Origin of the sequence: Pseudomonas gingeri, from assembly GCF_013386165.1 — a bacterium.
Lineage (GTDB): Bacteria > Pseudomonadota > Gammaproteobacteria > Pseudomonadales > Pseudomonadaceae > Aquipseudomonas > Aquipseudomonas gingeri_C.
The window spans coordinates 753,692-775,680 of record NZ_JACAOS010000015.1 but is presented as its reverse complement, the minus strand read 5'-3'; the positions used below and the strand labels follow the sequence as shown (position 1 = coordinate 775,680).

20 protein-coding genes and 1 pseudogene are annotated in these 21,989 nt (G+C 56.2%); 11 read left to right on the top strand and 10 right to left on the bottom strand.

The features are described from left to right. The first annotated feature begins 210 nt into the window (after positions 1-210). Entirely contained in the window at positions 211-1,242 is a 1,032-nt protein-coding gene (locus tag HX866_RS16205; protein ID WP_177140097.1) for an IS110 family transposase, read from the top strand. Positions 1,243-1,692: 450 nt separating this feature from the next. Further along, positions 1,693-5,283, top strand: coding sequence for an SIR2 family protein (locus HX866_RS16200; protein ID WP_177092715.1), 3,591 nt, complete (start codon positions 1,693-1,695; stop codon positions 5,281-5,283). Positions 5,284-5,410: 127 nt separating this feature from the next. Here the strand turns inward: HX866_RS16200 and HX866_RS16195 are convergent, their stop codons facing one another. From HX866_RS16195 to HX866_RS16180, 4 genes are all read right to left on the bottom strand, one after another. Continuing rightward, a complete protein-coding gene (locus HX866_RS16195) occupies positions 5,411-5,767 on the bottom strand; it encodes a hypothetical protein (RefSeq protein ID WP_177092714.1) in 357 nt (118 codons plus the stop codon). A 632-nt stretch (positions 5,768-6,399) separates the two neighbouring features. Beyond that, a complete protein-coding gene (locus tag HX866_RS16190; RefSeq protein WP_177092713.1) occupies positions 6,400-7,707 on the bottom strand; it encodes an nSTAND1 domain-containing NTPase in 1,308 nt (435 codons plus the stop codon). Positions 7,708-8,018: 311 nt separating this feature from the next. Next, positions 8,019-8,234, bottom strand: coding sequence for a hypothetical protein (locus HX866_RS16185; protein WP_177092712.1), 216 nt, complete (start codon positions 8,232-8,234; stop codon positions 8,019-8,021). A gap of 405 nt (positions 8,235-8,639) precedes the next feature. Continuing rightward, on the bottom strand, positions 8,640-9,842 hold the full coding sequence (locus HX866_RS16180) for a tyrosine-type recombinase/integrase (RefSeq protein WP_177092711.1): 1,203 nt from the start codon (positions 9,840-9,842) through the stop codon (positions 8,640-8,642). 273 nt (positions 9,843-10,115) lie between these two features. Between HX866_RS16180 and HX866_RS16175 the strand changes: the two genes are divergently transcribed. The 3 genes from HX866_RS16175 (at position 10,116) to HX866_RS16165 (ending at position 13,334) form a co-directional block, all read left to right on the top strand. Continuing rightward, positions 10,116-10,955: an alpha/beta hydrolase family protein gene (locus HX866_RS16175; protein WP_218179701.1), complete on the top strand. Its 840-nt coding sequence runs from the start codon at positions 10,116-10,118 to the stop codon at positions 10,953-10,955. Between the two features lie 281 nt (positions 10,956-11,236). Further along, complete coding sequence (locus tag HX866_RS16170; RefSeq protein ID WP_177140096.1) at positions 11,237-11,926, top strand: radical SAM protein; 690 nt, start codon at positions 11,237-11,239, stop codon at positions 11,924-11,926. Next, entirely contained in the window at positions 11,913-13,334 is a 1,422-nt protein-coding gene (locus tag HX866_RS16165; protein ID WP_177140095.1) for an autotransporter outer membrane beta-barrel domain-containing protein, read from the top strand. Before HX866_RS16170 ends, HX866_RS16165 begins: the two co-directional genes overlap by 14 nt. Positions 13,335-13,524: 190 nt before the next feature. Here the strand turns inward: HX866_RS16165 and HX866_RS16160 are convergent, their stop codons facing one another. Beyond that, positions 13,525-13,761 carry a hexameric tyrosine-coordinated heme protein gene (locus HX866_RS16160; protein WP_177092706.1) on the bottom strand — a complete coding sequence of 79 codons (237 nt, stop codon included), beginning with the start codon at positions 13,759-13,761 and terminating at the stop codon, positions 13,525-13,527. A gap of 64 nt (positions 13,762-13,825) precedes the next feature. Beyond that, complete coding sequence (locus HX866_RS16155) at positions 13,826-14,830, bottom strand: catalase family peroxidase (protein ID WP_371319256.1); 1,005 nt, start codon at positions 14,828-14,830, stop codon at positions 13,826-13,828. Positions 14,831-14,981: 151 nt separating this feature from the next. Here HX866_RS16155 and HX866_RS16150 point away from each other — a divergent pair, with 151 nt between their 5' ends. Together HX866_RS16150 and HX866_RS16145 are read left to right on the top strand one after the other, a co-directional pair. Next, the gene (locus tag HX866_RS16150; protein WP_177092704.1) at positions 14,982-15,596 is read left to right on the top strand and encodes a helix-turn-helix transcriptional regulator; all 615 of its coding nucleotides are present in this window, start codon (positions 14,982-14,984) and stop codon (positions 15,594-15,596) included. Positions 15,597-15,652: 56 nt separating this feature from the next. After that, positions 15,653-16,573: a LysR family transcriptional regulator gene (locus HX866_RS16145; protein WP_177092703.1), complete on the top strand. Its 921-nt coding sequence runs from the start codon at positions 15,653-15,655 to the stop codon at positions 16,571-16,573. Positions 16,574-16,631: 58 nt separating this feature from the next. On the opposite strand, the pseudogene HX866_RS16140 reads toward HX866_RS16145, so the two are convergent. Next, positions 16,632-16,904, bottom strand: a pseudogene (locus HX866_RS16140) (addiction module antidote protein); the annotation flags it as partial. Continuing rightward, positions 16,901-17,200 carry a type II toxin-antitoxin system RelE/ParE family toxin gene (locus tag HX866_RS16135; protein ID WP_177140108.1) on the bottom strand — a complete coding sequence of 100 codons (300 nt, stop codon included), beginning with the start codon at positions 17,198-17,200 and terminating at the stop codon, positions 16,901-16,903. The gene HX866_RS16135 and the pseudogene HX866_RS16140, both read right to left, overlap by 4 nt. A gap of 193 nt (positions 17,201-17,393) precedes the next feature. Between HX866_RS16135 and HX866_RS16130 the strand changes: the two genes are divergently transcribed. Then, complete coding sequence (locus HX866_RS16130) at positions 17,394-17,753, top strand: 5-carboxymethyl-2-hydroxymuconate Delta-isomerase (protein ID WP_177092701.1); 360 nt, start codon at positions 17,394-17,396, stop codon at positions 17,751-17,753. 153 nt (positions 17,754-17,906) lie between these two features. On the opposite strand, the gene cynS is transcribed toward HX866_RS16130, so the two are convergent. Together cynS and HX866_RS16120 are read right to left on the bottom strand one after the other, a co-directional pair. Further along, positions 17,907-18,377 carry a cyanase gene (cynS, locus tag HX866_RS16125; RefSeq protein ID WP_177092700.1) on the bottom strand — a complete coding sequence of 157 codons (471 nt, stop codon included), beginning with the start codon at positions 18,375-18,377 and terminating at the stop codon, positions 17,907-17,909. A 34-nt stretch (positions 18,378-18,411) separates the two neighbouring features. Next, positions 18,412-19,071, bottom strand: a complete 660-nt coding sequence (locus HX866_RS16120; protein WP_177140094.1) for a carbonic anhydrase — start codon at positions 19,069-19,071, stop codon at positions 18,412-18,414. Between the two features lie 111 nt (positions 19,072-19,182). On the opposite strand from HX866_RS16120, the gene cynR reads away from it, so the two are divergent. From cynR to HX866_RS16105, 3 genes are all read left to right on the top strand, one after another. Then, positions 19,183-20,061 carry a transcriptional regulator CynR gene (cynR, locus tag HX866_RS16115; RefSeq protein ID WP_177124911.1) on the top strand — a complete coding sequence of 293 codons (879 nt, stop codon included), beginning with the start codon at positions 19,183-19,185 and terminating at the stop codon, positions 20,059-20,061. 90 nt (positions 20,062-20,151) lie between these two features. Further along, the gene (locus HX866_RS16110; RefSeq protein ID WP_177140093.1) at positions 20,152-20,340 is read left to right on the top strand and encodes a hypothetical protein; all 189 of its coding nucleotides are present in this window, start codon (positions 20,152-20,154) and stop codon (positions 20,338-20,340) included. Positions 20,341-20,433: 93 nt separating this feature from the next. Beyond that, positions 20,434-21,816, top strand: coding sequence for a glutamine synthetase family protein (locus HX866_RS16105; RefSeq protein WP_177140092.1), 1,383 nt, complete (start codon positions 20,434-20,436; stop codon positions 21,814-21,816). The last annotated feature ends 173 nt before the right edge of the window (positions 21,817-21,989 follow it).

Genomic DNA, 21,989 nt, shown 5'->3' with positions numbered 1-21,989 from the left:
GCAGCAACGATCAACGAAAGGGCCGAGAAACCACTCAATGTGGTGAGTCGGTTCTTAGGCGATGGTCGTGCCTGAGTTCAGGCGAGCGGTAAATCCGACTTTTTCAACAGAATCGGCCAGAAGCAATGGGATGGACTCCTCCTCACCTCGGCATCTTGAGTGCCAGACTGAAGGTGCGAACCACAGTCAACAGTGAGAAGGAGTCCACACATGAAGCTTATGCGCATTGGGGTCGACCTGGCCAAGAACGTGTTTCAGATTCACGGAGTGGATCGTCATGAGCAGCCCATCTGGCGGCAGCGTCTGCCTCGCGATCGCTGGCTGCAAACGGTGCTGGAGAAGATCGAACCCGGCTGTGAGATCGGCATGGAAAGTTGCGGTGGTGCGCACCATTGGGCGCGGCAGCTACAGGCACGCGGATTTCGAGTGAGGCTGATCGCGCCGCAGTTCGTCAAGCCGTACGTCAAGAGCAACAAAAACGACGCCAACGATGCCGAGGCAATCTGTGAGGCGATGAGCCGTCCCAGCATGCGCTTCGTCGCCGTCAAGACCATCGAGCAACAGGATATCCAAGCGACGCATCGCATCCGGGCCGGCTTAATCGAACAGCGGACGGCCAAAGCCAATCAGATTCGTGGGTTGATCGCCGAGTACGGCCTCGTAGCGCCGAAGGAGTTACTGATGCTGCGTCGCGCAATACCGTGCTGGCTAGAAGATGCCGATAATGGTTTGACGGCACGCTTTCGTCGTCTGCTGAACGGTTTGTGGGACGACCTGCGAGCACTTGATGACCGCGTGAGAGAACTCGATGGCGAGATATCAGCGATCGCGGCAAGTGACCCAGCGGCCGCCCGTTTGCAACAGCTGCGTGGCGTCGGCCCGATGATTGCCACCGCGCTGGTTGCTGCCATCGGTGATGCCAGCCAGTTTGACAATGGCCGACAACTGGCCGCCTCGCTAGGGCTGACGCCAAAGCAACACAGCTCTGGCGGCAAGGATCGACTGCTTGGCATTAGCAAACGCGGGGATGCTTATCTGCGAACTCTGATGATCCACGGTGCGCGATCGGCCCTGCGCACGGCCAAATCCAAAGACGACCGGCTCAGCCAGTGGGCTGTCCGTTTAGCCGAGCGCTCACATCCCAATGTGGCCGCTATTGCCCTGGCCAACAAAACTGCACGCATGGCTTGGGCCATGCTGCGCAACGGCACTGATTACCAACCGGATCGGGCAGCGGCCTGACCCATTGATCCAAGGAGAAACACCTCTACACCACGATTGCGAAGCAACCCGAACAATGGCAAACCGGTCGAACCGGCGTCGGCAAAACCCTCTAATGTCCAGGTGCGTAAAGCACGTAGAAGCGATTGGGAGCCGACGCGCGAATAGCCCATCATGGCCCTGCATCGAATCGATGCCGAAGTCAGAGGCCGAATATACGTGTGCAGTCGGCACGGGCGCCAAAGCAAAGGAGGCTTGCAATGAGGAGGAGTCCATATACGGCCATTGGCGTTCCTGCAAACTCCCGCCCACGCACTCTTCAAGCTGCCAATAGTGAAGCATCCCAAGCTTCGACCTGCGACTCCGTGTACTAAGCGTCACACCTTGCAACGTCTGGAGAACCAAACGAGGGTCGAGTACGATGGCCTTACGCTATCGCACCAGAAACTTGCCTCGGACGGACGTTCATTTATGGAATTTGCTGAACAAAAAGTAAAAGCGCTCCAAGATTATCCTGCGCTGAAGAAGTTAGCAGGAGTACTGTGGCGTCAGGACTCCTCGTATCGAGGGGCCGCAGTGATGGTCGGCGCAGGATTTAGCCGGTGCGCTGCACAAAGTGGCGAAACCACACGACTGATGCCGCTCTGGATGGATTTTTCAAGAAGGCTGGCGTCGGAATTGGATCCTAGCGACCCTAATTTAGCATATCTAGACCCGCTTCGCTTGGCGGAGTTGTACAAGGCGCAATTTGGACAGCAAACACTCAATGACCTCATCAGAGCTGAGATCGATGACTTAGCTTGGTCGCCGGGTGAATTACACAATAGACTGTTGGAACTTCCTTGGTCCGATGTTTTGACGACTAATTGGGATACTCTTCTAGAGCGCGCCAGTGAACGTGTACATGTACCTATTTACAGCACCGTGACAAAGCAAACTGACTTGGCAGCTGTTGCCCCACCCAGAATCACCAAGCTTCATGGAACGGTCAACGTCACCGAGGAGCTGATATTCACTCAAGAAGACTACCGGCGCTACCCTGAAACTCACGCCGCGTTCGTAAACTTTTCTCGCCAAATATTCATCGAAAATGAGCTATGTCTGCTAGGTTTCTCTGGTGAGGATCCTAATTTTTTACAGTGGACCGGTTGGGTTCGAGACCATTTGCACAGTCAATCGCGAAGAGTGTACTTGGTGGGCGCTCTGAACCTCTCCGGTGCTAAGAGAAAATATCTGGAATCAATTAACGTCGCGCCCATTGACCTATGGGATGCTGTTAAACACCTTGACGACGCCAGTCTTCGACATTTCCAAGCAACCGAACTGTTTCTCAGCACGCTGAATAACCTTAAGCCCGCGCATGCCTCAGAGTGGAGGCCGCAATCAATTGAAGGTCTTTCACTCGCAGAGGCAGCATCGGTGATGGAAGTCGATCGAAAAAGCTACCCGCACTGGATGGTTTGTCCGCATGAATTACGATATTTTCTTCACTGCCAATATGGAACTAGGAATATAAATCCCAGTGCTTTGGCCACATGTTCGCCGGAGTTACGCGAGAAAATTCTATACGAAGTATCTTGGCGTCACGGCATTACTTTTGATGCGATGCCAGGTTGGCTAGTGGGTTCACTCCTGCAAGTTATCAAAGAGCCTTTGAATCTATCGATAAGGCAACAGCTTGAGATTGCCTTGGTATTGCTCAGCTCTGCTCGCTGGTCTATTGGCGGGTCGCAAGAACTAAGAGATTTTGAAGACGCAGTCATTGCGCATATTGAAGCGCGTACACAGTTTTGGCCGGATGTCATTGCGGAGGTAGCATACTTTAAAGTTAACCGCGCCAGGCTCGATCTAAATTTCGCAGAGATGGAAAGCAATGCCACTCAGCTTTCAGAGCACTCACCAGAATGGAAGTTGAAAAAGTCTGGCATACTCGCCGAGCTAGGTGAGATTGAAAGAGCGACCAAGCTAATCCAAGATAGCCACGCTCAACTAATCGACCAGTATCGAAAAAATCCGAACTCAGTACAAATTTTATCGAGGCTTGCATGGGCAGACCTATTGGCGCGGATTGTCGACGCTTTCAGTGGCTCGAAGTCTAACTCTCTGCCCAAGAGCATCTTGTCTAAATGGAAATGTGATCCATGGGACGAGATTGAACACCTCAAGGAGAGGGTAAGAGAGCACCTTGACGAGAATGATAAAAAAACATCAGTTGAGCAATATTTTCAGGTGGGCAAGTACAAAGATAATTCCAAAACCGTGCACTTCAACAATGGCACCCATGTGCTCTTGGTTGCTGATGGCCTCATGCGTTCAACAGGGCTGTTGCCAATTTGGAATGGTGTTAACATTTTTTCAACTCAGTTCGAAAAAATTCCCTTCTTAGATGAGCTATCAGAGCACGACCGTATGAGGCTTTCGCTGCGGTTTGCCACCACTGATACCTCGGAGAACCTAAATCGTATGTTCTCACGAGTCAATGTAGCGGCAGCAGCAGAGGAAACAGCTCGTGAAATGAGGCAGCTATGCCTCAATGCAATTAACTATTTCTCAACTAGATATTCCTCAAGTAAAACCAGCACCACTTTTGTTGTTTCAAAGCTGAGAGTCATGATCGAGGTGTATGCCAGGCTAATTGTCAGATCTACGCCTGAAGAAGCTAAAGAGGCTTTCCGGTTTGCAATTCGTCTTGAGGAGCGCAGAGTTGTAAGGCATGTATGGATGTTTAGGGCGTATGGAAATTTGTTGAATTATTGCCTCGCCAGCATTCCAACCAGTCAACAGGGCGAATTGCTGGAAGAAGTGCTGAAGTTTCCGCTAGCGAGTGAGAAAAGCAGCTCCGATTGGCCTGAACTGATTGTGCATCATCCTGGCCCGCGGAAAGATGACCCAAGAGTAACATTGAGGATCTTCGAGATGATTGACTCCATTGCGAAGCTTTCAATTTCACCCCGTCCAGTAATAACCCACCCGGTCGAGGGGATTTCGACAGAAATGTTGGAAATGCTCAACCAGTCGAGTTCAAAGCCGAATATTAGTACTCCAACCATCGCCCGTCTTTTGCCGCTGGTTACAGAAGGGTTCACTAGCGAGGAAGAGAATGCCTATTTGGCGAGTGCGATTTATGGTGCCGATAACCAATTTGACGCTCTGCCAAGCTCTAGTTTTTACCCTCACATATTCAGCTTGCTACCATCACCTGATCGAGAAAAGACTGACCGACTTGTCAGGGAGTCTCTCTATAAAACTCCATTGTCGTTACAAACTGAAGACCTTTACAAACTGATCTGCGCGTCGCAAATTAGTGACAACAGATTGGCACCCACTCCGGACCAAGCTCTTGCATGCTTCAATGAATTGGTTGTTTGGAGGCGGCCCGATGACGACGGTTCGTCCTTGGTGAAGATTTTTTCCGATCCATCTGCGCTTGGGCCACTGGTTGCGGAAGTTCTAGCAAAGAGCGTGCTGCCATGGCTGAGCAAGGAGCAAGTGACTTCAAATCTGGTGCTACGATTCAAAGAATTCGCTTTTCAAGAAAGTTTTCCCGCGACACCTTTGGCGCTCTGCTATCTCGCACAGCATCTTCCTGAATTGAAAAATGAATTAGCCATAGCGATTAGGCAGGGTCTTCAAGAAAAAGACGTGAATAATGTTGCGTACGCTGCTCGCGCTGTAGCCAAGGCTAAAGAGTTGGGGAGTGATGAGACAGCTGAAAAATTTATACCTCGACTGATTTATCTCATAGAGTCTGGTCGGCCAACTGTGATAGCGCCCTTGTTGGCAGTGGCTCGTGACCTAGTCAGTCGTTCTTGGCTTAGTAATGAGTACGTCGCAACGTTGGCAGAGTGCCTTCCCGATCTTTTCAAGGGTACTTATTACGCCGCCCAACACTCCGTCACGACAGAGGTCGTCTTCATTTCGGCAATTAGGTCTGGCTGCGCCAGATTGGCTAGAGCCATCGTAACGTCCAGTGCCAGCGAGCACTATCCTGAACTGGAGTCTCTCATAGCTAGCGCAGAAAATGACCCTCTACCGGAGGTTAGACTGTATAATGAAGAATGAAGTAGGGCGCGGTTTTTATGGTACGCCGAGGTTATCAGCAAACGTGCCGCGCCAGGCGTTTTGGAGCTTGGAGCTTGGAGCAGGGGGCTGTAAATAAAACAGTCCCCTTTTCGATTTATTTCGAGTTTTAAATTGGAGTGAACGTTACCGTCGCGCTTCCAGAGTTATCGCTGACTTGGATCTGATCTACGATAAAAACATAGACAGGATAGTCGCCGTCAACTTTAATTACCGCACCTTCCGACGTGTTAACCGTATAGAACCATTTTTCATAGTTTCCATCCTTGAGTGGGGTCGTATTGAAGAGAATAACCTGTTGTATATAAACGCTGCTGCCCGAATTAAATTTCATCGTGTCATCCGACAGCGTGACTGCGTACTTGCCTGTCGCCAGATTTACCGGCGTAGCCCCGCTGCCGCTTTCTGATATATTTGTCAGGTTTATTGCAGAGTTTGCATTTATCGTAATTTGAGTAGTAGACATGTCGTTGACTTTCCCTGTTCGACCGAAACTGGTCAAAATTACTATAGCCTAATTTTTATTTTTGGAAGCCGCGAGCCTTTAATTTTTCGACCATTTCCGAGAGCCCTTCGTTGGAAAGCAGGCCACGCCAGTGCAGGTCTTGCGCTCCGACTTTTCAAAGCCCACAACAGTGGTTCAGAGGGGACGGGTATCGAGGCGAAATTTAGGGTAGAACCGGAACCGGCAGGCGCCGGGATACGCCTTGCGTAGTGATCGAAATCACTGTGTTCTAAGGTCCATACCGGGGGGCTGCATAAGTAGAAGGGGTTCGAATCCCTCGGTTAGCGACAGGCCATCCAGGTCACGAGTATGGGGCAAAAATTGGGCAAACCATGCGCCAAACCATGCCATTCAATGCCCACTATGCATTTCTGCAAGCAGGCAAGAACGGGCGTTACAGCCAGCAACTACGGGCGTTCCCTGCCCAAGCCACCGCATACCCGAGCACAATCGGGGTATGGCCATATACACAAAGATAAGAGCAACGTCGTCGCGAGCTTTAACTAATGAGTTGATTTTATAGTCGTACTTTGCGAAAGCAAAGCAAATAAAATCAATGCTGTATTATACTTGTTGCCTTGTCGTTACTCCTATTATTTGGCGTTTGCTTCAATGCGTCGGAGTTTTATATATTGGCGAAAAACAGGATTCACGAATTCGTATATACCTTGCCTCTCTGGGATGCGCTCAAGTACCGGACCATATTTTTTTTCGATGAGCCTGGGAATAAGCTGGTCGATATATTGAATATTTAGATCTTCCGCATCCTGCCTAGATGACTTAAGGACTACGCGCCCGATCTCATCCGAAAATAAACTTTGCTCTGATTCTTGCTCTGCGAGTAAATGTAGTAAAAGCTGCCTGTCGGGGGAGTTGCCGATTGCGCGTTGATAGGCTGATTCAAGAGTAGGGAAAACTTTTCCTGCCTGTAGATCTTCGAGGACTTTTGTAAGGACTCCCTGATCTATTACAGAGGTACCTATAGAGTTTGCCTCGTTAACGCACTGCTTACCAATTAACTGAACAAAATAAGGGTAGCCTTGGCCAATGTCTGCAATTTTTGCTGCAATGCCTGGCTCAAAGCGGATAGAACCTTTAAAAAGCTCGCTTGCCCGATTGATAATTGATTCCGATTCGCTTGCGGGCATTGGTTTTACAGCTAAAACACCTTGTTCAATTAGTCTTTCAACTGAAGCATGATCTTGTATGAGATCATTCAAGTCTCTACCAATACCACATACAGCAAATTTTATTTCTGGTGTGGTTAGTGATTTGATCAGTGATCCTAAACCGTCTTTATCCTCAACCACATCAAATTCATCAAGAATAATTAAAAGGCCGTCCCTTTTCATTCGCTTTTGAACTTGGTGGACTACTACTGAGTCTACAAAATTTCTAAATGTCTGGACCGTGTCTGACGGAATTACTTTGGCGTATTTCGAGCTTTCAATGCCCTTTGTTCCCCAGTTTACTACCTTTAAGTCTGCCCCTCCAGATACCTCTTTTGTTCGCGTAAACTCAATAATTTCTTTTCCGTCATTTGGAATAAGCCTAAGAAGACTGTCTTCCATGTTCTGGTCAGTGCATAATCTTGAAAGTAACTCCTTGCCATTTGCTATTAGCGAGTCGCAAGTGTAATAAACGGTAAGGTAAGTTCTAGGTTTCTGAGGGATCAAATGGCTCAAGCCGGCATGCTTTGCGAGGGTATAATCTCCGAGCGCCATTTGTTGAATCTGTCGCAGTAGAGAAGATTTGCCGACGCCCCTTTTACCAAAAACCGCAATGAGTCCAGTGCGAGAATTCAGCGCTGATACGCAATCCCTTATAAGCTCTGTACGACCTACGAACCTGCCTGGGTCTCGTATAACGTCTGCGGTAAAACCGATTTCTGGATCTATCATCTGGACTTCCTTATTCGATTGTATTCAATATCTGATTAGCCCATGAAGCTCGGTGTCATTGCTAACCCACAACGTCGGACGGTGGTGCATTGGTATGCTGCTGATCGTGTCATCTGTTAGCCGTCGGTGACCTTCACTAGCTTTCACTATAGTTGACAATGACCATAGACCACGTTGGCGATACTTGCTTGACTAAGAAATCGTTTCGGTCCGAGCAGGAGGTTGGCTCATTGCGGTCAAGCTCTGAGGACTGAGATTTTTGAAACGCTCTACAAAAATCAGTTGCAGACTTGCTAGGAAATAACTCAACTCTAGCTAAGCTCTGAACCCCTGAGCCTGGCCAAGCCCTGTTTGATATGGCCAGCGTTTTCACCAATCGTTTGCAGCGCCCCACGGACATTATCCCCCACCTCTGACGCGCCCCGCTGTTCGACATGCAGTGTCAGCTCCATCAAAGCAGCTTCCAGGGCCAGCTGGTTGGTGTACATCCTCTCCAGCACATCCGACAGTGAATAATCACCCGGCATGGTGTCGACTCCGTTAAAGAAAAACACAAGCATAGTACCGGTAGTGCCCCTGTCAGGCAGTAATTGAGGCTTGCTTAGAAATTGCTACAAAACAGAGACGGTGAAGCATGTGAGCCAAGCTGGCCGGGGCATTGGAAGAGCACTGCGTCCAATCCATCATAGGTGCGACGCTGAAGCGCCGAGATGGCTCGGAGCGGGAAGGGGTAGCGTCGTTCAATGGCATGGAAGGTCTGTCGCCGTGGGGGCAGCCAGTGCGGATGGGGCAGGGTGTAGGCTGAGTGTGATCGTATGAAGCTAGAAATAATATGAGGTTCTTGAGGCGCGGAACCATCGTTTGGGAAAAAAAATAGAACCAACATCTCCTGCATCGTTTGTCGATGCAGGAGATGGCTTGGAGTGGGCAATTTACACACCGGAAGGCTGAGTCACGAATGCGGCCCAATCCGACATCATGGCCTGACGCTTCTCAAACAAGTCTCCGCGAAAATAGGCCGCCTCGACCTTGTCTTGCCGCACATGTGCCAAAGCCAGTTCACAGACCTCTCTTGTATATTGAGTCGACTCCGCCGCCCAGTCGCGAAACGTGGATCGAAAGCCGTGCATGGTTAAATCAGTGCGGCCCATGCGGCGAAGCCCCATGAGCATCGACATGTTGGATAGATGCTTGCCTTCCCGGGCCCCCGGAAATACGTGGGAATTACCACGCATCCGGATTAAGCCATTGAGTAGATCCAGAGCCGCTTGACTCAATGGCACGCGATGCTCCTTCGCAGCCTTCATCCGATGAGGCGGTATTTTCCATACTCCCTTCTCTAGATCGAATTCGTCCCAGGTCGCTCCAAGAACCTCGTTTGTTCTGCACGCGGTCAAGATGGTCATCTGCATGGCTTTGTAGCTGAGCTCGTCATGCTTACTTATTTCTTTCATGAACGCAGGCATCTCTACCCACGGTAGTGCCGGGTGATGGACCACGGTTTTAACCTTGGAGCGCGGAGGCAGCAGTTTGTCGAGATGCCCACGCCACCGGGCTGGATTTTCGCCTTCTCGCAGTCCCCTCACCTTCGCGGCATCAAGCACCATTTCCATTCTGTTGCGGACACGAGAAGCCGTTTCTGGCTTGACCTGCCATATCGGGGTGAGCACTTTGAGTACGTGCTCCGTGGTCACCTCTTTGGCGCTTAAGTTTTCCAGCACGGGGTAGGCGTAGGTCGTTAACGTGTTTTCCCATTGTTGGGCGTGCTTCGCGTTTTTCCAGCCGGAGCGGTGAGCCGCGATGTAGTCCAGGGCAACGGATTTGAAGGTGATGGCTTTGGCTTGCTCGGTGAGCACTGCTTTGGCCACTGCCAAACGTGTGGCCTCGCGCTCAGCGAGAGGGTCGATCTTCTTTTGAAGGAGCTGTCGTTGAATCACCGCTTCAGAACGTGCGTCCTTCAGCTTCACGTCGGGGAATCCACCCAATCCCATCTCCCGGCGTTTTCCGGCCAGCTGAAACCGTAAGACCCAAGACTTCTTCCCGCTGGCCTTTACCACCAGGCGCAGCCCATCTCCGTCCTCGTAGGTGCCTGGTTCAGACAGGTTTTCGATCTGCTTTGTATTTAGTTTTCCCATGTGTATTCACTCACCAGAAAATGTTGAGCCCACGAGTTTGTTCCCCCATCTGTTCCCCCATTAGCTGTGGGATTCAGCGGATGCTCTCGGGACGCTAACGGACGGATACTAGGCTGTAGCCCTTGTATTATCTAGGGTGCATGTACGTTGCCGGACATTGCCGGACACCAGTTTGGCGGTCTATCTCTCCGCCATTATTGAAGTAGACTAAGCCCCCGTAATCGTTGAGATTCCGGGGGCTTTTTCGTGGCGGTCATTTTATTTGGGGGGCAGATGAACCAACCACGCGCCGTGCTGATGATGCTGGCGCTGATACTGGGTGGTTGCACCGCTCCCGGACAACAAGGTGATCCGAGTCGCCACGCCGATCAGCTGGCGCAACCGGCACATTTGCAGCGCGAGCTGATTAAGACCGACGGCTTCCTGTTGACCGGCTTCTATCGGATCACCCGTCCGGACTTGCCGGTAAATCTGTATATCGAGGGCGACGGCAGGGCTTGGCAAACCAGTAGCCAACCGTCCTCCGACCCGACGCCGTACAAGGCATTGGGCTTGGCGTTGGCCGCGAGCGATCCGGCGGCCAACGTGGTCTATCTGGCGCGCCCCTGCCAGTTCACGCCAGCCATTGATAACCCCCACTGTGATGTTCGCTACTGGACCGACAAGCGTTTTGCCGAAGAGGTCGTGGTCGCCATGAATCAGGCGGTGAGCCATTACGTAGTCGAGGGCCAGCAGGTGAATCTGGTGGGCTATTCCGGGGGAGGGGCCGTGGCCGTGTTGATCGCCGCCCGCCGCCATGACGTGGCCTCGATCCGTACGGTGGCCGGTAACCTCGATCATGCCGAGGTCAATCGGCTGCATCGCGTGACGCCGATGCCTGGGTCACTGAATGCCATCGATGTTGCCCGGCAAGTGGCGTCCATCCCGCAAATCCATTTCAGCGGTGCCGATGACAGCGTGGTGCCGCCGAGCATTGCCCAGCGTTTCGTCGAGGCCTCCGGTGCTCGCTGCGTCACCCGCTACGTGGTGCCGGGCATGACTCACGAAAGCGAGTGGGCGCAACGCTGGCCAGAGCTGCTCGCCCGTACGCCAGTTTGTAGCCAGGTGCCTTAGCTGTTTCGCTTTGGCGTGATTAATTGGCGTTTCGTCGGCTTTTTGGCGTTTTTGTGGAAGAAAAATGTCATTTCAATGTCGCTTCTTGAGCGTTTTCAGCCGTTTGGCGGAAACGAACATGAAATATCTTGAAATACTTATCTAAGGAATTGGCATGATGATGCCAATAGAGCATCATTTAGCCATTATCTTGACTCCGGTCAGCCTAGACACCGCAGAGTGTCGCCGGGCATAGGCCGCAGAGTCCCTCAACCTGTAAATTTCTGCCGGAGCCATCGTGAATGGGCGTCCTTGACGTTGTTCGTGGGCCGCAATTGGGTGCCCGCTCGCTAGGTGACGCAGAGTTCTGGAAGCTACTGCGCCAGGACCTGCTGCCGCTTCGCCCCAGTCAGTATGACATCACCTCGGTCTGCAACCTGGCCTGCGAAGGGTGCCTGTTCTTTTCGGGTGACGATTACCTCGGGCACAAGGACGTCAAGGATCTTCAGCGCATCGAGGCGTTCTTTGCCGGTGAGGCCGCCCGTGGGGTGCGCTACGGCTACTTCGGTGGGGCCGAGCCGTCCCTGGCCGAGAATAAGTTGCTTATCGCCAACCGGCATATACCCCACGGCGTGGTGTTCACCAATGGCATCAAGCGCTTGAGTGCCGAAATCGACTACCGCGTGCATGTGTCGCTGTGGGGCAATCCCGAGCGTAGTCGCGAGCTGCGCGGGGCCGACATCATGACCAAGCAGATCAGGAACTACCGCAACGACCCCAGGGCGGTCTTCGTGTTCACCCTGACGGCACGCAACCTCGACGATATTCCGTATATCGCCGGGGTCTGCGCGGATAACGGCCTGGCGCTGACCTTCAATCACTACAGCCCCACCAGCAAGTACCTGGACTTTATTGGCAGCGGTGCCGGCGCCGACGAATACCACATCACCAGCACGGCGGCTGACAACCTGATCCTGAGTGCCGACGAGTAACGCCTTCAACCAGGTTAGCAGCGGCACCTTGCAGGTCAGTGCCTTGAGTTCCTCGCAGTACAGCAAGCTGAGCGTTGATGGCAACGTCCATCTGGACGGCACCCTGAACGTTGATGTCAAAAATGGTAATACCCTGGCCACGGGCAATCAGTTGGCCAACGTGATCAGCGCGACCGGCACGGTCACTGGGCAGTTCGCCCATGTCACCGACAACAGCCTGTTGTTCGACTTCACGCCGACCTACAACAGTAGCAGCGTCGACTTGAACGTGATTGCCGCCGCATCCAATGGCAGCAACACCGTCCGAGGCAGTGTCCAGGCCTTGGGCAACACGGCGGCCGAGGGCGCGGCTACGGCTCTGGACCAGATCATTGCCAGCAATCCAACTGGTCAGTTGGCCAGCCATTTCATCGGGCTCAGTACCCAGGGCGAAGTGTCCCAGGCAGCGACTGAAACCTTGCCGTTGATGACCGGCGCTTCCACGGCGGCGGCGAAAACCGCACTGAGTAGCATCAACGGTGTGGTACAGGCGCGCAGCGATTCGGTTCGCGGGGTGTCTTCGGGCGAGAGTGCCCTGACGGACCAGCACCTCTGGATCAAACCGTTCGGCTCCTGGGCTGACCAGGACAGCAGCGGTGGTGTCGCCGGGTTCAAGTCCAGCGTGGGGGGCATGGCGTTCGGTCTTGACGGCAGCCTGAATGATCGCTGGGTACTGGGTAGCGCTTTCATCTACGCCAAAGCGGACACTCACAACACCGGCGACACGGCTCGGCAGCAACTCAACACCGACGTCTACCAGTTGGTGGGCTATGGCACCTATCATCTGGACGACACCACCGACCTGAGTTTCCAACTCGATGGCGGGCAGAACCACAACGACGGCACGCGCGACCTGGACTTTGCCGGGGTGCAAGCCAAGTCCAACTACGACTCCTGGACCGCTCACGCCGGCGTCACCCTGGATCGTACCTTCAGCCTGACACCGACCACTCGCTTCACCCCTTCGGTGCGGGCGGACTACACATGGATCAAGGATGAGGCCTACAACGAGAAAGGTGCCGATGACTTGGATTTGCAGGTCAAGAGTCGTAGCACCGATCAATTCATTCTCGGTGTGGATGGCAAGCTGGCCCATGATTTCACGCAACAGCTGACCTTGAGTGGCAAGTTGGGGGTCGGTTATGACTTCCTGGCGACTCGCGACTCGCTGACCAGCAGCTTTGCCGGTGCACCCGGAACGGCCTTTACCACCTATGCCTCCAGCCCGCAGCGTTGGCTGGCTCGCGGTGGCACCGAGTTGAACTACAAGGTCAACGGCCAACTGCAACTGGCCGTGCGTTATGACCTGGAGGAGCGTACGCACTACCACAACCAGACCGCATCGGCCGAAGCACGCTGGGCGTTCTAAAAAACAGTACCCGCAATAATGTCCGCCGTGGGAGTGCAAGGCTTCCATGGCGTACGGTTTGCGTGAGCAAGGCCCTGATGGAGACGACCCTGTCTTCAGGCCTATCGAAGAAAAGCCCCTGGAGTCGCGAGATTTCAGGGGCTTTTTCGTTTCCGGCATTGGCCGGTTTGATTGCTCTATCCGTCGCCGATCACGAGCGCCAGTAATGATTGGCCGCCGCAATCACAGCAAACTCGGTCGCCACCACCTGGCCGATCTGAATCAGCATCGCCGCATCATTGGCATACACGTCCCGCAGTCGGTTACGCACGGCTTCGTCCGGCTGGGTGGTCTTGATGACCAGGCGCGACATCTTGATCGCCAGTTGCCGACCTTCTTCGGGAGTCGCGGTTATCAGGGTGTTACCCGGTATCAGGCTGGTGCTCATGGTGTGTTCACCTCTTGTGTGTGTTGGGGCGCCTTCAATGGCACCTTGAAGTCTAGCGATGCAGTCACTGCTGGCGACGACCGAAGGACACCGCATAAGCGGCCGAGCGTACGTTGACCATCGGGTCCTGCACTTCGATGCCCGGGGTCAGTACGTTCGGTTGGAACAACAAGGCTTTTTCCGCGCTCGCGCTGTTCTCGACGGCGCTGCTGATCGACAGGGTGCCCAGCTCCACCGTGCGGTGGCTGTCCGACCAGGCAATGGACGGGTCGTCGAGCTTGTCACCCGGCTCGGCGATTTGCAGCAGCAGCTTGAACTGGGCCGGCGCCTGCTTGATCCGTTGGCGTATCTCGTTGCTCAGGTAGTCCGGTGCGGCTTTCTCCGCGTCGACAGCCTTGAGCAGGTGCTCGCCGCTGAGCGGCAGGAACTGATAGCGCCCATAGGACACCTTGCCGTCGGCATTGGTGAACTTGAAGGTGTTCACGCCGTAGTAAGGCAGGGTCGCGTAGCTCACTGGTGCGGTTTTCTGCTGGGTCAGGAAGTTCTTCGCCACCGGATGGTTGCCCAGGTAAGTGTCCAGCGCGGTCGGTTTGGCCGCGCCCGGACCACTCGCGCCCAGGGCCACGATCAGGTTGTGAAACTCATCGGCGTTCGGCGCCGGAAAACCATTGAACGAATGGGCAACGATATCGGTGACCGTGCCGTCCGGCAGTTTGAACTTGATCGCCAGGCCGCGTGGATTGGCCAACGGGTGGTTGTCGGGGATGTCCGGGATCCCGGCAAAGTTCGAGAAACGCACGGTGACCGGCACGCTGGCGTGCTGCAAGTGTGCTGCCTTGCTGACCGTGGCGGCGCTGGAGGCCGGGGTGAAAGTGCCTTCGAGCACGATGCCCTTGGCATGGATGGCGCGGGCCCCCGGATGCTGGCCGAAGACTTTGTTCAAGCCGTCGACGTGTTCGACAGGGCCGACCTGGGGCGGGGCGCTGTCGTTTTGGGCGGCCATGGCCGCACTGGCGGCTGCCACTAGTGGAATCAGGGTCAGGCAGCGGAGAAGGGCTAAGGATTTCACGGTCGGGTCCTGCGAGGTTGTTGTAGGTGGGAAGAAGTCTAGCAACATAAAAACAATAATGACAATACGGGTTGTCGTTATTGTTTTTTAAGACCCGAATCCATAAGCGAGGGGTATAATCGGTTTTTCGTCCTTCGACCCTGAGTGTTCAGTGACCACCAAGAACGACATTCTCAGCCTCCTGCAGCGCGAGCCGCTGACGGTGGTGCAGTTGTGCGAGCGTCTCGACGTGACGCGCAATGCCATCAATGTGCAGATCAAACAGCTGGAAGCCGAAGGTCTGGTGCAGCGCAGCAAGGTCCGTCAGCGCGGAGCCCTGGGCAAACCGGCGACGGTCTACGAGGCCAGCGCCGGCAGTGAAGACACGTCTTCGAGTGCCTATCGCAGTTTTCTGCTCGGGTTGCTTGGGGTCATGCAGGAGCAATTGGGTGAGCCGCTGCTGGGCGATCTGCTGGAGCGCACGGGCCGCCGGCTGGCACATGAGTCCGGGCTGAGCGATCCGACGGATTTCGCCAGCGGATTGCGTTCGGCAATGGCCGCCGCGGACTCGCTGGGGGCCAGCACCGAGGCGCAGGTCCAGGCAGACGGCGTCATGGTGCGTAATTACAGCTGCCCCCTGGGCAGTGCGGTCCGCGATCAACCTTGTGTGTGCCGGGCCCTGGCCGCATTTTTTTCCGAAGCCACCGGTCGACCCGCTGCCGAGCAATGCCTGCGCGATGGCCGGCTTATCTGCCAATATTTCATCGACAACCCGGCGTCCGCATAGACTTCAGGGGCAGCGCCTTTCTACACTGAAAGCGTTTTGGGTACCGGAGGCCACAGATGAACCGCAACGAATTGCGCAAGGCCGACATCAACCTGATGGTGGTGTTCGAAACACTGATGCTCGAACGCAATGTGACGCGGGTGGCGGAGAAGCTGTTCCTCGGCCAGCCGACCATCAGTTCGGCGCTTAATCGCCTGCGGGCAATGTTCAATGATCCGCTGTTTATCCGTGTCGGACACCGCATGGAGCCCACTGCACGGGCCGAGGAGATCATCCAGCACCTGTCGCCGGCGCTGGATTCGCTGTCGAATGCCTTGAGCCTGACCCACGACTTCGACCCGACCAGCAGCACCATGACCTTTCGCATCGGCCTGTCGGACGATGTCGAGTTCGGCTTGTTGCCGACGCTGCTGCGGGCCTTGCGCCAGGAAGCGCCGAATGTGGTGATCGTGGTCCAGCATGTCGACTACTGGCGCATTCCCGATCTGCTGGCCTCCGGTGATATTACCGTGGGTATCAGCCAGACTCGCGGCTTGCCGGCCAATGCCAAGCGCAAGTTGCTGCGCCATATCCAGCCGATGATCCTGCGCGCCGACGCTTCGCCGACGCACTTGACCCTCGACGAATACTGCGCGCGGCCGCATGTACTGGTTTCCCACACCGCCAATATCAGCAGCCTGGCTGACGAGTGGCTGGCGGAAATCGGTCGCAAGCGCCATGTGGTGCTCTCGGTGCCGCAATACAGCGCCTTGCCGGCTTTGTTGGCGGGCACGGATCTGGTCGCCAGCCTGCCGGATTATACGGCCAGGGCCATGGCGGCTTCGGGGCTGCTGTTTGATGAGCCGTTGCCGTTCAAGGTGCCGAACCTGGACCTGTCGATGGTCTGGCTCGGGCTTGTCGATACCGACCCGGCGGAGCGTTGGTTGCGCTCACGGCTTGAGCATTTCATGAGTGATCGACAGCCCTTGGCGCCTTGACGGCGGCGGTGCCGGGTTCCACTGGCAGGCGGGAGTTGGCGCTGGTGGGCTCGGAAGATTGCACCACCAGTTCCACACCCAGGGCCTCAATCAGTTTCAGCAGCGTGTCGTAGCGTGGCTTGGCGCCGGGAGCCAGGGCCTTGTAGAGACTCTCGCGGCCCATGCCGGAGTCACGGGCAACCCGGGTCATGCCGCGGGCCTTGGCGACGGCGGCCAGCGCCGCGAGAAATACGTCGGGATTCTTGTCTTTCAGGGCGACATTCAGCAGTTCGGCAATGGTTGCCTCGTCGCTCAGGTAGTCGCTGGCTTCAAAGGGCTTCAGCGTGGTCATGTTCGATCACCTTGTTCTATCTCGCTCAGGATCAGCCTGGCATGCTTGATGTCACGTTTTTGCGATGACTTGTCACCCGCGCACAGCAGCAAAATCAGAATCTCGTCCCGGCGCGCAAAATAGACGCGATAGCCGGGGCCTGTATGAATACGCATCTCGCTCACACCGTCGGCGATTAGCCGCGTATCCCCCAGCGCACCAAACTGCGCCGAGATCAATCGGGAGAGGATGCGTGCCTTGGCAATGGGATCCCTCAGTCGCCGTAGCCAATCGTCAAACGCATCGGTAGTGACCAGGGTGTGTGTTGGTTTCGAGTGTAGTAGTTCGGATACGATTTTCAAAGTGTCTACGCCGTTTTTTTTACCTTGACCTCTCTGTATTTGGTCCAGAAGCCAGCGGCGCGCCAATGCGCTATCGTTTCACGATCTTTCCCGAAGGCTGCGTGCTATACCTGTGTGCCTTCCCATTTCGCTGTTTTGGAGCCCGTCAATGCCTCACGTTTTCCTGGAGTACACCCCCAACCTGACTGAATTCGACGCCGACAAGGCGTTGCTGCGCATCAACCATGGGTTGGTGGCGTCCGGTCAGTTCGGCGCCGAGTTCGATATCAAGAGCCGGGCTACGGAGCTGGGGGCGTTTCGTGTGGGGACGGGGTTGGGCGAGCGCGGCTTCGTGCATGTGAAGCTGGCGCTGTTGAGCGGGCGCTCGGCACAGATCAAGAAACAACTTTCCGAAAGCCTGCTGGCGGGATTGAAGGATCTCGGCGACTGGCCGGAAGGTATCGAAGTGCAACTGTCGGTGGAAGTGGTGGATCTGGATCGCGAGTCCTACGCCAAGGTTGCGCTCTGACCCGGAATCTACAGACACCATAGAACCCCTGTAGGAGCGAGCTTGCTCGCGATGGCGACAGTGCGGCTTGCATCGCCATTGCGAGCAATCGAGCTTCGACCGGCTGCACCTACAGGGGTTGTGTTGACCGCAAGATAGCGCTGTATCCGAAAATCAGAACGGCTTGGTCGGCAGGTATTTGCCATCCAGGGTGATGACCGCACGCGAACCGCCTTCCGGATCTTCAACCTTCTTGATGTCCAGCTTGAAGTTGATGGCACTGATGATGCCGTCGCCGAACTGTTCGTGGACCAGCGCTTTCAAAGTGCTGCCGTAGACCTGGATCATTTCGTAGAAACGATAGATGGTCGGGTCGGTCGGCACACCGTTGCCGATGCTGCCGCGCAACGGCACGCTCTGCAGCAGGCGGCTGGCGTCCTCGTCCAGGCCGAGTTTTTCACACACCACGTTGGCGGCGCTGGCCGGCAATGGGTGCTGGCCGAGCAGGGCGGCGGTGACAAAGGCCAGGCTCAGTCCGGTGCCGTCGGTCAGGTCCTGCCAGGACAGGTTCAGGCGCTGCTTGGCGTCGATGATGGTGTCGGCCAGGGCCAGGCGTGGAGCTTGTGCGAATTGGGATTGCAACATGGTGATTTCCTCGTTTTCGTTAGTAGGATTCAGATCAGGCAACTTGTGGCGGTTGTGTCGACAGCGCGCAGGCTTGCGGCTGTTCGGCAAGTGAGACAAAACGACCGGTGCCGCCGTCGAGGGCCGCGATGGAGCCGCTCTCGATGTCGTACACCCAGCCGTGCAGGTTCAGTCGACCTTGTTCCAGCGCCAGGGCGACCGATGGGTGAGTCTTGAGGTTAGCCAATTGGGCGATGACGTTTTCCCGAACCAGGGCGTCCAGTCGCGCCTCGGCCGAGACATGGCTGCGAGCGGCGTTGATGACCTTGGCCGACTCGGCGTGGCGCAGCCAGTTGGCGACGGCCGGTAGATGGTCAAGACACTTGCAGGTGGAAATGGCGGTCATCGCACCACAATCGGAGTGGCCGCAGATCACGATATCGCGCACCCCGAGCACCGCCACCGCGTACTCCACCGTGGCCGAGACGCCGCCCGGCTCCGGGCCGTAGGAGGGCACGATATTGCCGGCATTGCGGATCACGAACAGGTCGCCCGGTTCTTGCTGGGTCAGCAGTTCCGGCACCACCCGGCTGTCCGAGCAGGTGACGAACAGGGTGCCGGGGTTCTGGGTGGTTGCCAGTTGTTTGAACAGGGCACTGCGGGTCGGAAAGGCTTCGCGTTGGAACTTCAGGAATCCGTCGATGATGGCTTGCATGGGGCTTCTCCTTGCGGGTGGCTGATGGGGCAAGGATGGAAGTTTTAAGGTATAGCGTCCAAGACTGGCTTATTATCAAAACCATAAGCCTTGCCTATAGTTGAGTGTCCGATGCTGCTGCGCCATATCCGTTATCTGCTGGCTGTCGCCGACCATCGCAACTTCACCCGGGCCGCCGAGGCCTTGCATGTCTCCCAGCCGACGCTGTCCCAGCAGATCAGGCAACTGGAGGACAGTCTCGGGGCGGCGCTGTTCGACCGTTCGGGCCGCAGCATCCGCCTGACCGATGCCGGCGAGGCCTATGTGCGCTTTGCCCGTTTGGCCCTGCAGGACCTGGAGGCGGGCAAGCGGGCGATGCACGATGTGCAGGACCTGAGTCGCGGTAGCCTGCGCTTGGCCATGACACCGACCTTCACCGCCTACCTCATCGCGCCGTTGTTGCATCGCTTCAACAGCCTCTACCCGGGCATCACCCTGAGTGTCGAGGAAATGACCCAGGATCGCCTCGAGGCCGCGTTGGCCGAGGATCGACTGGATATCGGCATTGCCTTTACCGGGATGCACCTGGCGGATATCCAGGGTGAGGCGCTCTTCAGCGAAACCTTGAGCCTGATGGTCGGCGCGATCCATCCACAGGCCGCTGGCAAAGCCCTCGGTGCCCGCGATCTGGAACAGCAATCACTGGTTCTGCTCAGCCAGGATTTCGCCACGCGCCAGCACATCGACCTTTACTGCCGCCAGCACGGCATCGTGCCGCGCATCGCCATCGAGGCCAATTCCATCAGTGCAATTGTCGAACTGGTCCGTCGCGGTCAGTTGGCGACGATCCTGCCCGCGGCCATTGCCGTCGAACAGTCGGGGCTGGCCGCGTTGGCGCTGACGCCGGCATTGCCGCAGCGTACGGTGGCCCTGCTCAGCCGCAAGGGTGCCTGGCGCAGCGCCGCCTGCCAGGCCTTTGCGGCGCTGGCGGGGCAGTGGCGCAATGTTTAGTCATTGCGCATGCAAGCTTCTTCAAAACTGAATTTAATCACCTGGACGCACGTGTGAGGCTGCCGGTCTCAGGTTTGTCGCGACAGGCATATGGACGATTGGCTCGGCGAGATTCGCTACGCAGCAGGGACGGGGGCTTCGGCACCGTACGTCCGCTCGCGTCGCCATCCGCTGTTGCGTGTCGCTCCGCGCCTGGTGGCCTTGCCTTCCGAGTTGGCGTTCTGGGCGCTATGGCATTGCCGTCACGCGCGCCCGCCGGATGTTGGTTTTCCCCGTTGAGTTTTTTCATTGATCACCATCGGCCTGCCTTGGTCGTGGGGATTGAACCGGTGGGCGCGTGCGCGCCTGCCCGACGCGGAAGACGAGAATCCCATGAGTGTTGCCTGCCCAGCCTTTGCCTGCACCGAAGAAGCCCTGAGCTTTCTTGAGCACAACCCCGATATCGAGATGTTCGAGCTGTTCATCCTCGACAATAACGGCATCCCCCGCGGCAAGTTGCTGCACCGTGACGAGTTGCTGGCGGTCTATGCCAGCGGTCGTCCGCTGCCCAGCACCATTCTCGGCCTGACCATCAATGGCGACGATGTGGAAAACTCCGGCCTGGTCTGGGACGTGGGGGATATCGATTGCCGTGCCTATCCCCTGAGCGGCAGCTTGCAGCGTATGCCCTGGCGGCTGATCCCGACGGCGGCGGTGCAGGTCAGCATGCACCCCAGCGAAGGGCTGCCGGCGACGGTGGCCGATCCGCGGCATCTGCTGGCCAAGGTGATCGAGGCGCTTCAGGCCGACGGCTACTACCCGGTGATGGCGGCGGAGTTGGAGTTCTATCTGCTCGACCAGAAACGTGACAGTCACGGTCGACCGCAGCCGGCCCGCGACACCGATGGTGGACGTCCGAGCACGACCCAGGTCTACGGTCTGCGTGAGCTGGAGCAGATCGAGCCGTTCCTTGCCGACCTCTACAGCGCCTGCAGGCTCCAGGGCATTCCCGCACGCACGGCAATCTCCGAATACGCCCCGGGCCAGGTCGAGATTACCCTGGAGCACCGCGCCGATGCCTTGCAGGCGATGGATGAAGCGGTGCGCTACAAGCGCCTGGTCAAGGGCGTGGCGCACAAGCACGGGATGATTGCCTGCTTCATGGCCAAGCCGTTCGACGACCTGGCCGGCACCGGCATGCATATGCATGTCAGCCTGGCGGATGAGGTGGGCAACAACCTGTTCGCCAGCGAGGCCAGTGACGGTACGCCGCTGCTCAAACACGCGCTGGGCGGCATGCTCGCGACCCTGCTCGATGGGTTGCTGATGTTCTGCCCGAATGCCAATTCCTACCGGCGTTTCCAGAGCAACAGTTATGCCCCGCTGGCGGCGACCTGGGGTGTCGACAACCGCACCGTGAGCCTGCGGGTACCGGGCGGCCCGGCCTTTTCACGGCATATCGAGCATCGGATCTGCGGCGCCGATGCCAACCCCTATCTGGCAGCGGCCGCCATTCTCGCGGGGATTCACCGCGGGATTCGTGAACGCCTTGATCCCGGTGCGCCGGTCGAAGGCAATGGCTACGCCCAGGCCGGTAAACGTCTGCCCACCGACTGGCTGACCACTCTACGAGCCCTGGAAGATTCCGCCTGGGCGCGGGAGGCGTTTGGCCGCGAGTTTCTTGGGGTCTACCTGGCGGTCAAACGCGCCGAATACCGGCAGTTCATGGGGGAGGTCGGCGAGCAGGACTGGCGCTGGTATTTGCAGCAGGCCTGAAGGGTCGATTGGTAACTTATTGAACAACCAGGCCGGGAATTTTTCACGAAATATTGATGTGTGCCTGACTAAGGTTCAGACGGTTGCCGAGTGGATGTTTTTAGCGCTCGGTAGCCCTTCAAACCGATACCCTGTGTTCGATCAATCCGGTACAGGTTCATCCCTCAAGAGTT

Bases quoted from the DNA above. Each gene is read 5' to 3' on its own strand.
- HX866_RS16200 (WP_177092715.1), top strand. From the start codon at position 1,693: ATGGAATTTGCTGAACAAAAAGTAAAAGCGCTCCAAGATTATCCTGCG.
- HX866_RS16130 (WP_177092701.1), top strand. From the start codon at position 17,394: ATGCCTCACGTTTTCCTGGAGTACACCCCCAACCTGACTGAATTCGAC.
- HX866_RS16160 (WP_177092706.1), bottom strand. From the start codon at position 13,761: ATGAGCACCAGCCTGATACCGGGTAACACCCTGATAACCGCGACTCCC.
- HX866_RS16120 (WP_177140094.1), bottom strand. From the start codon at position 19,071: ATGCAAGCCATCATCGACGGATTCCTGAAGTTCCAACGCGAAGCCTTT.
- HX866_RS16110 (WP_177140093.1), top strand. From the start codon at position 20,152: ATGGACGATTGGCTCGGCGAGATTCGCTACGCAGCAGGGACGGGGGCT.
- HX866_RS16205 (WP_177140097.1), top strand. From the start codon at position 211: ATGAAGCTTATGCGCATTGGGGTCGACCTGGCCAAGAACGTGTTTCAG.
- HX866_RS16185 (WP_177092712.1), bottom strand. From the start codon at position 8,234: ATGCCGGGTGATTATTCACTGTCGGATGTGCTGGAGAGGATGTACACC.
- HX866_RS16175 (WP_218179701.1), top strand. From the start codon at position 10,116: ATGAACCAACCACGCGCCGTGCTGATGATGCTGGCGCTGATACTGGGT.
- HX866_RS16190 (WP_177092713.1), bottom strand. From the start codon at position 7,707: ATGATAGATCCAGAAATCGGTTTTACCGCAGACGTTATACGAGACCCA.
- cynS (WP_177092700.1), bottom strand. From the start codon at position 18,377: ATGTTGCAATCCCAATTCGCACAAGCTCCACGCCTGGCCCTGGCCGAC.
- HX866_RS16145 (WP_177092703.1), top strand. From the start codon at position 15,653: ATGAACCGCAACGAATTGCGCAAGGCCGACATCAACCTGATGGTGGTG.
- HX866_RS16105 (WP_177140092.1), top strand. From the start codon at position 20,434: ATGAGTGTTGCCTGCCCAGCCTTTGCCTGCACCGAAGAAGCCCTGAGC.
- HX866_RS16180 (WP_177092711.1), bottom strand. From the start codon at position 9,842: ATGGGAAAACTAAATACAAAGCAGATCGAAAACCTGTCTGAACCAGGC.
- cynR (WP_177124911.1), top strand. From the start codon at position 19,183: ATGCTGCTGCGCCATATCCGTTATCTGCTGGCTGTCGCCGACCATCGC.
- HX866_RS16195 (WP_177092714.1), bottom strand. From the start codon at position 5,767: ATGTCTACTACTCAAATTACGATAAATGCAAACTCTGCAATAAACCTG.
- HX866_RS16170 (WP_177140096.1), top strand. From the start codon at position 11,237: ATGGGCGTCCTTGACGTTGTTCGTGGGCCGCAATTGGGTGCCCGCTCG.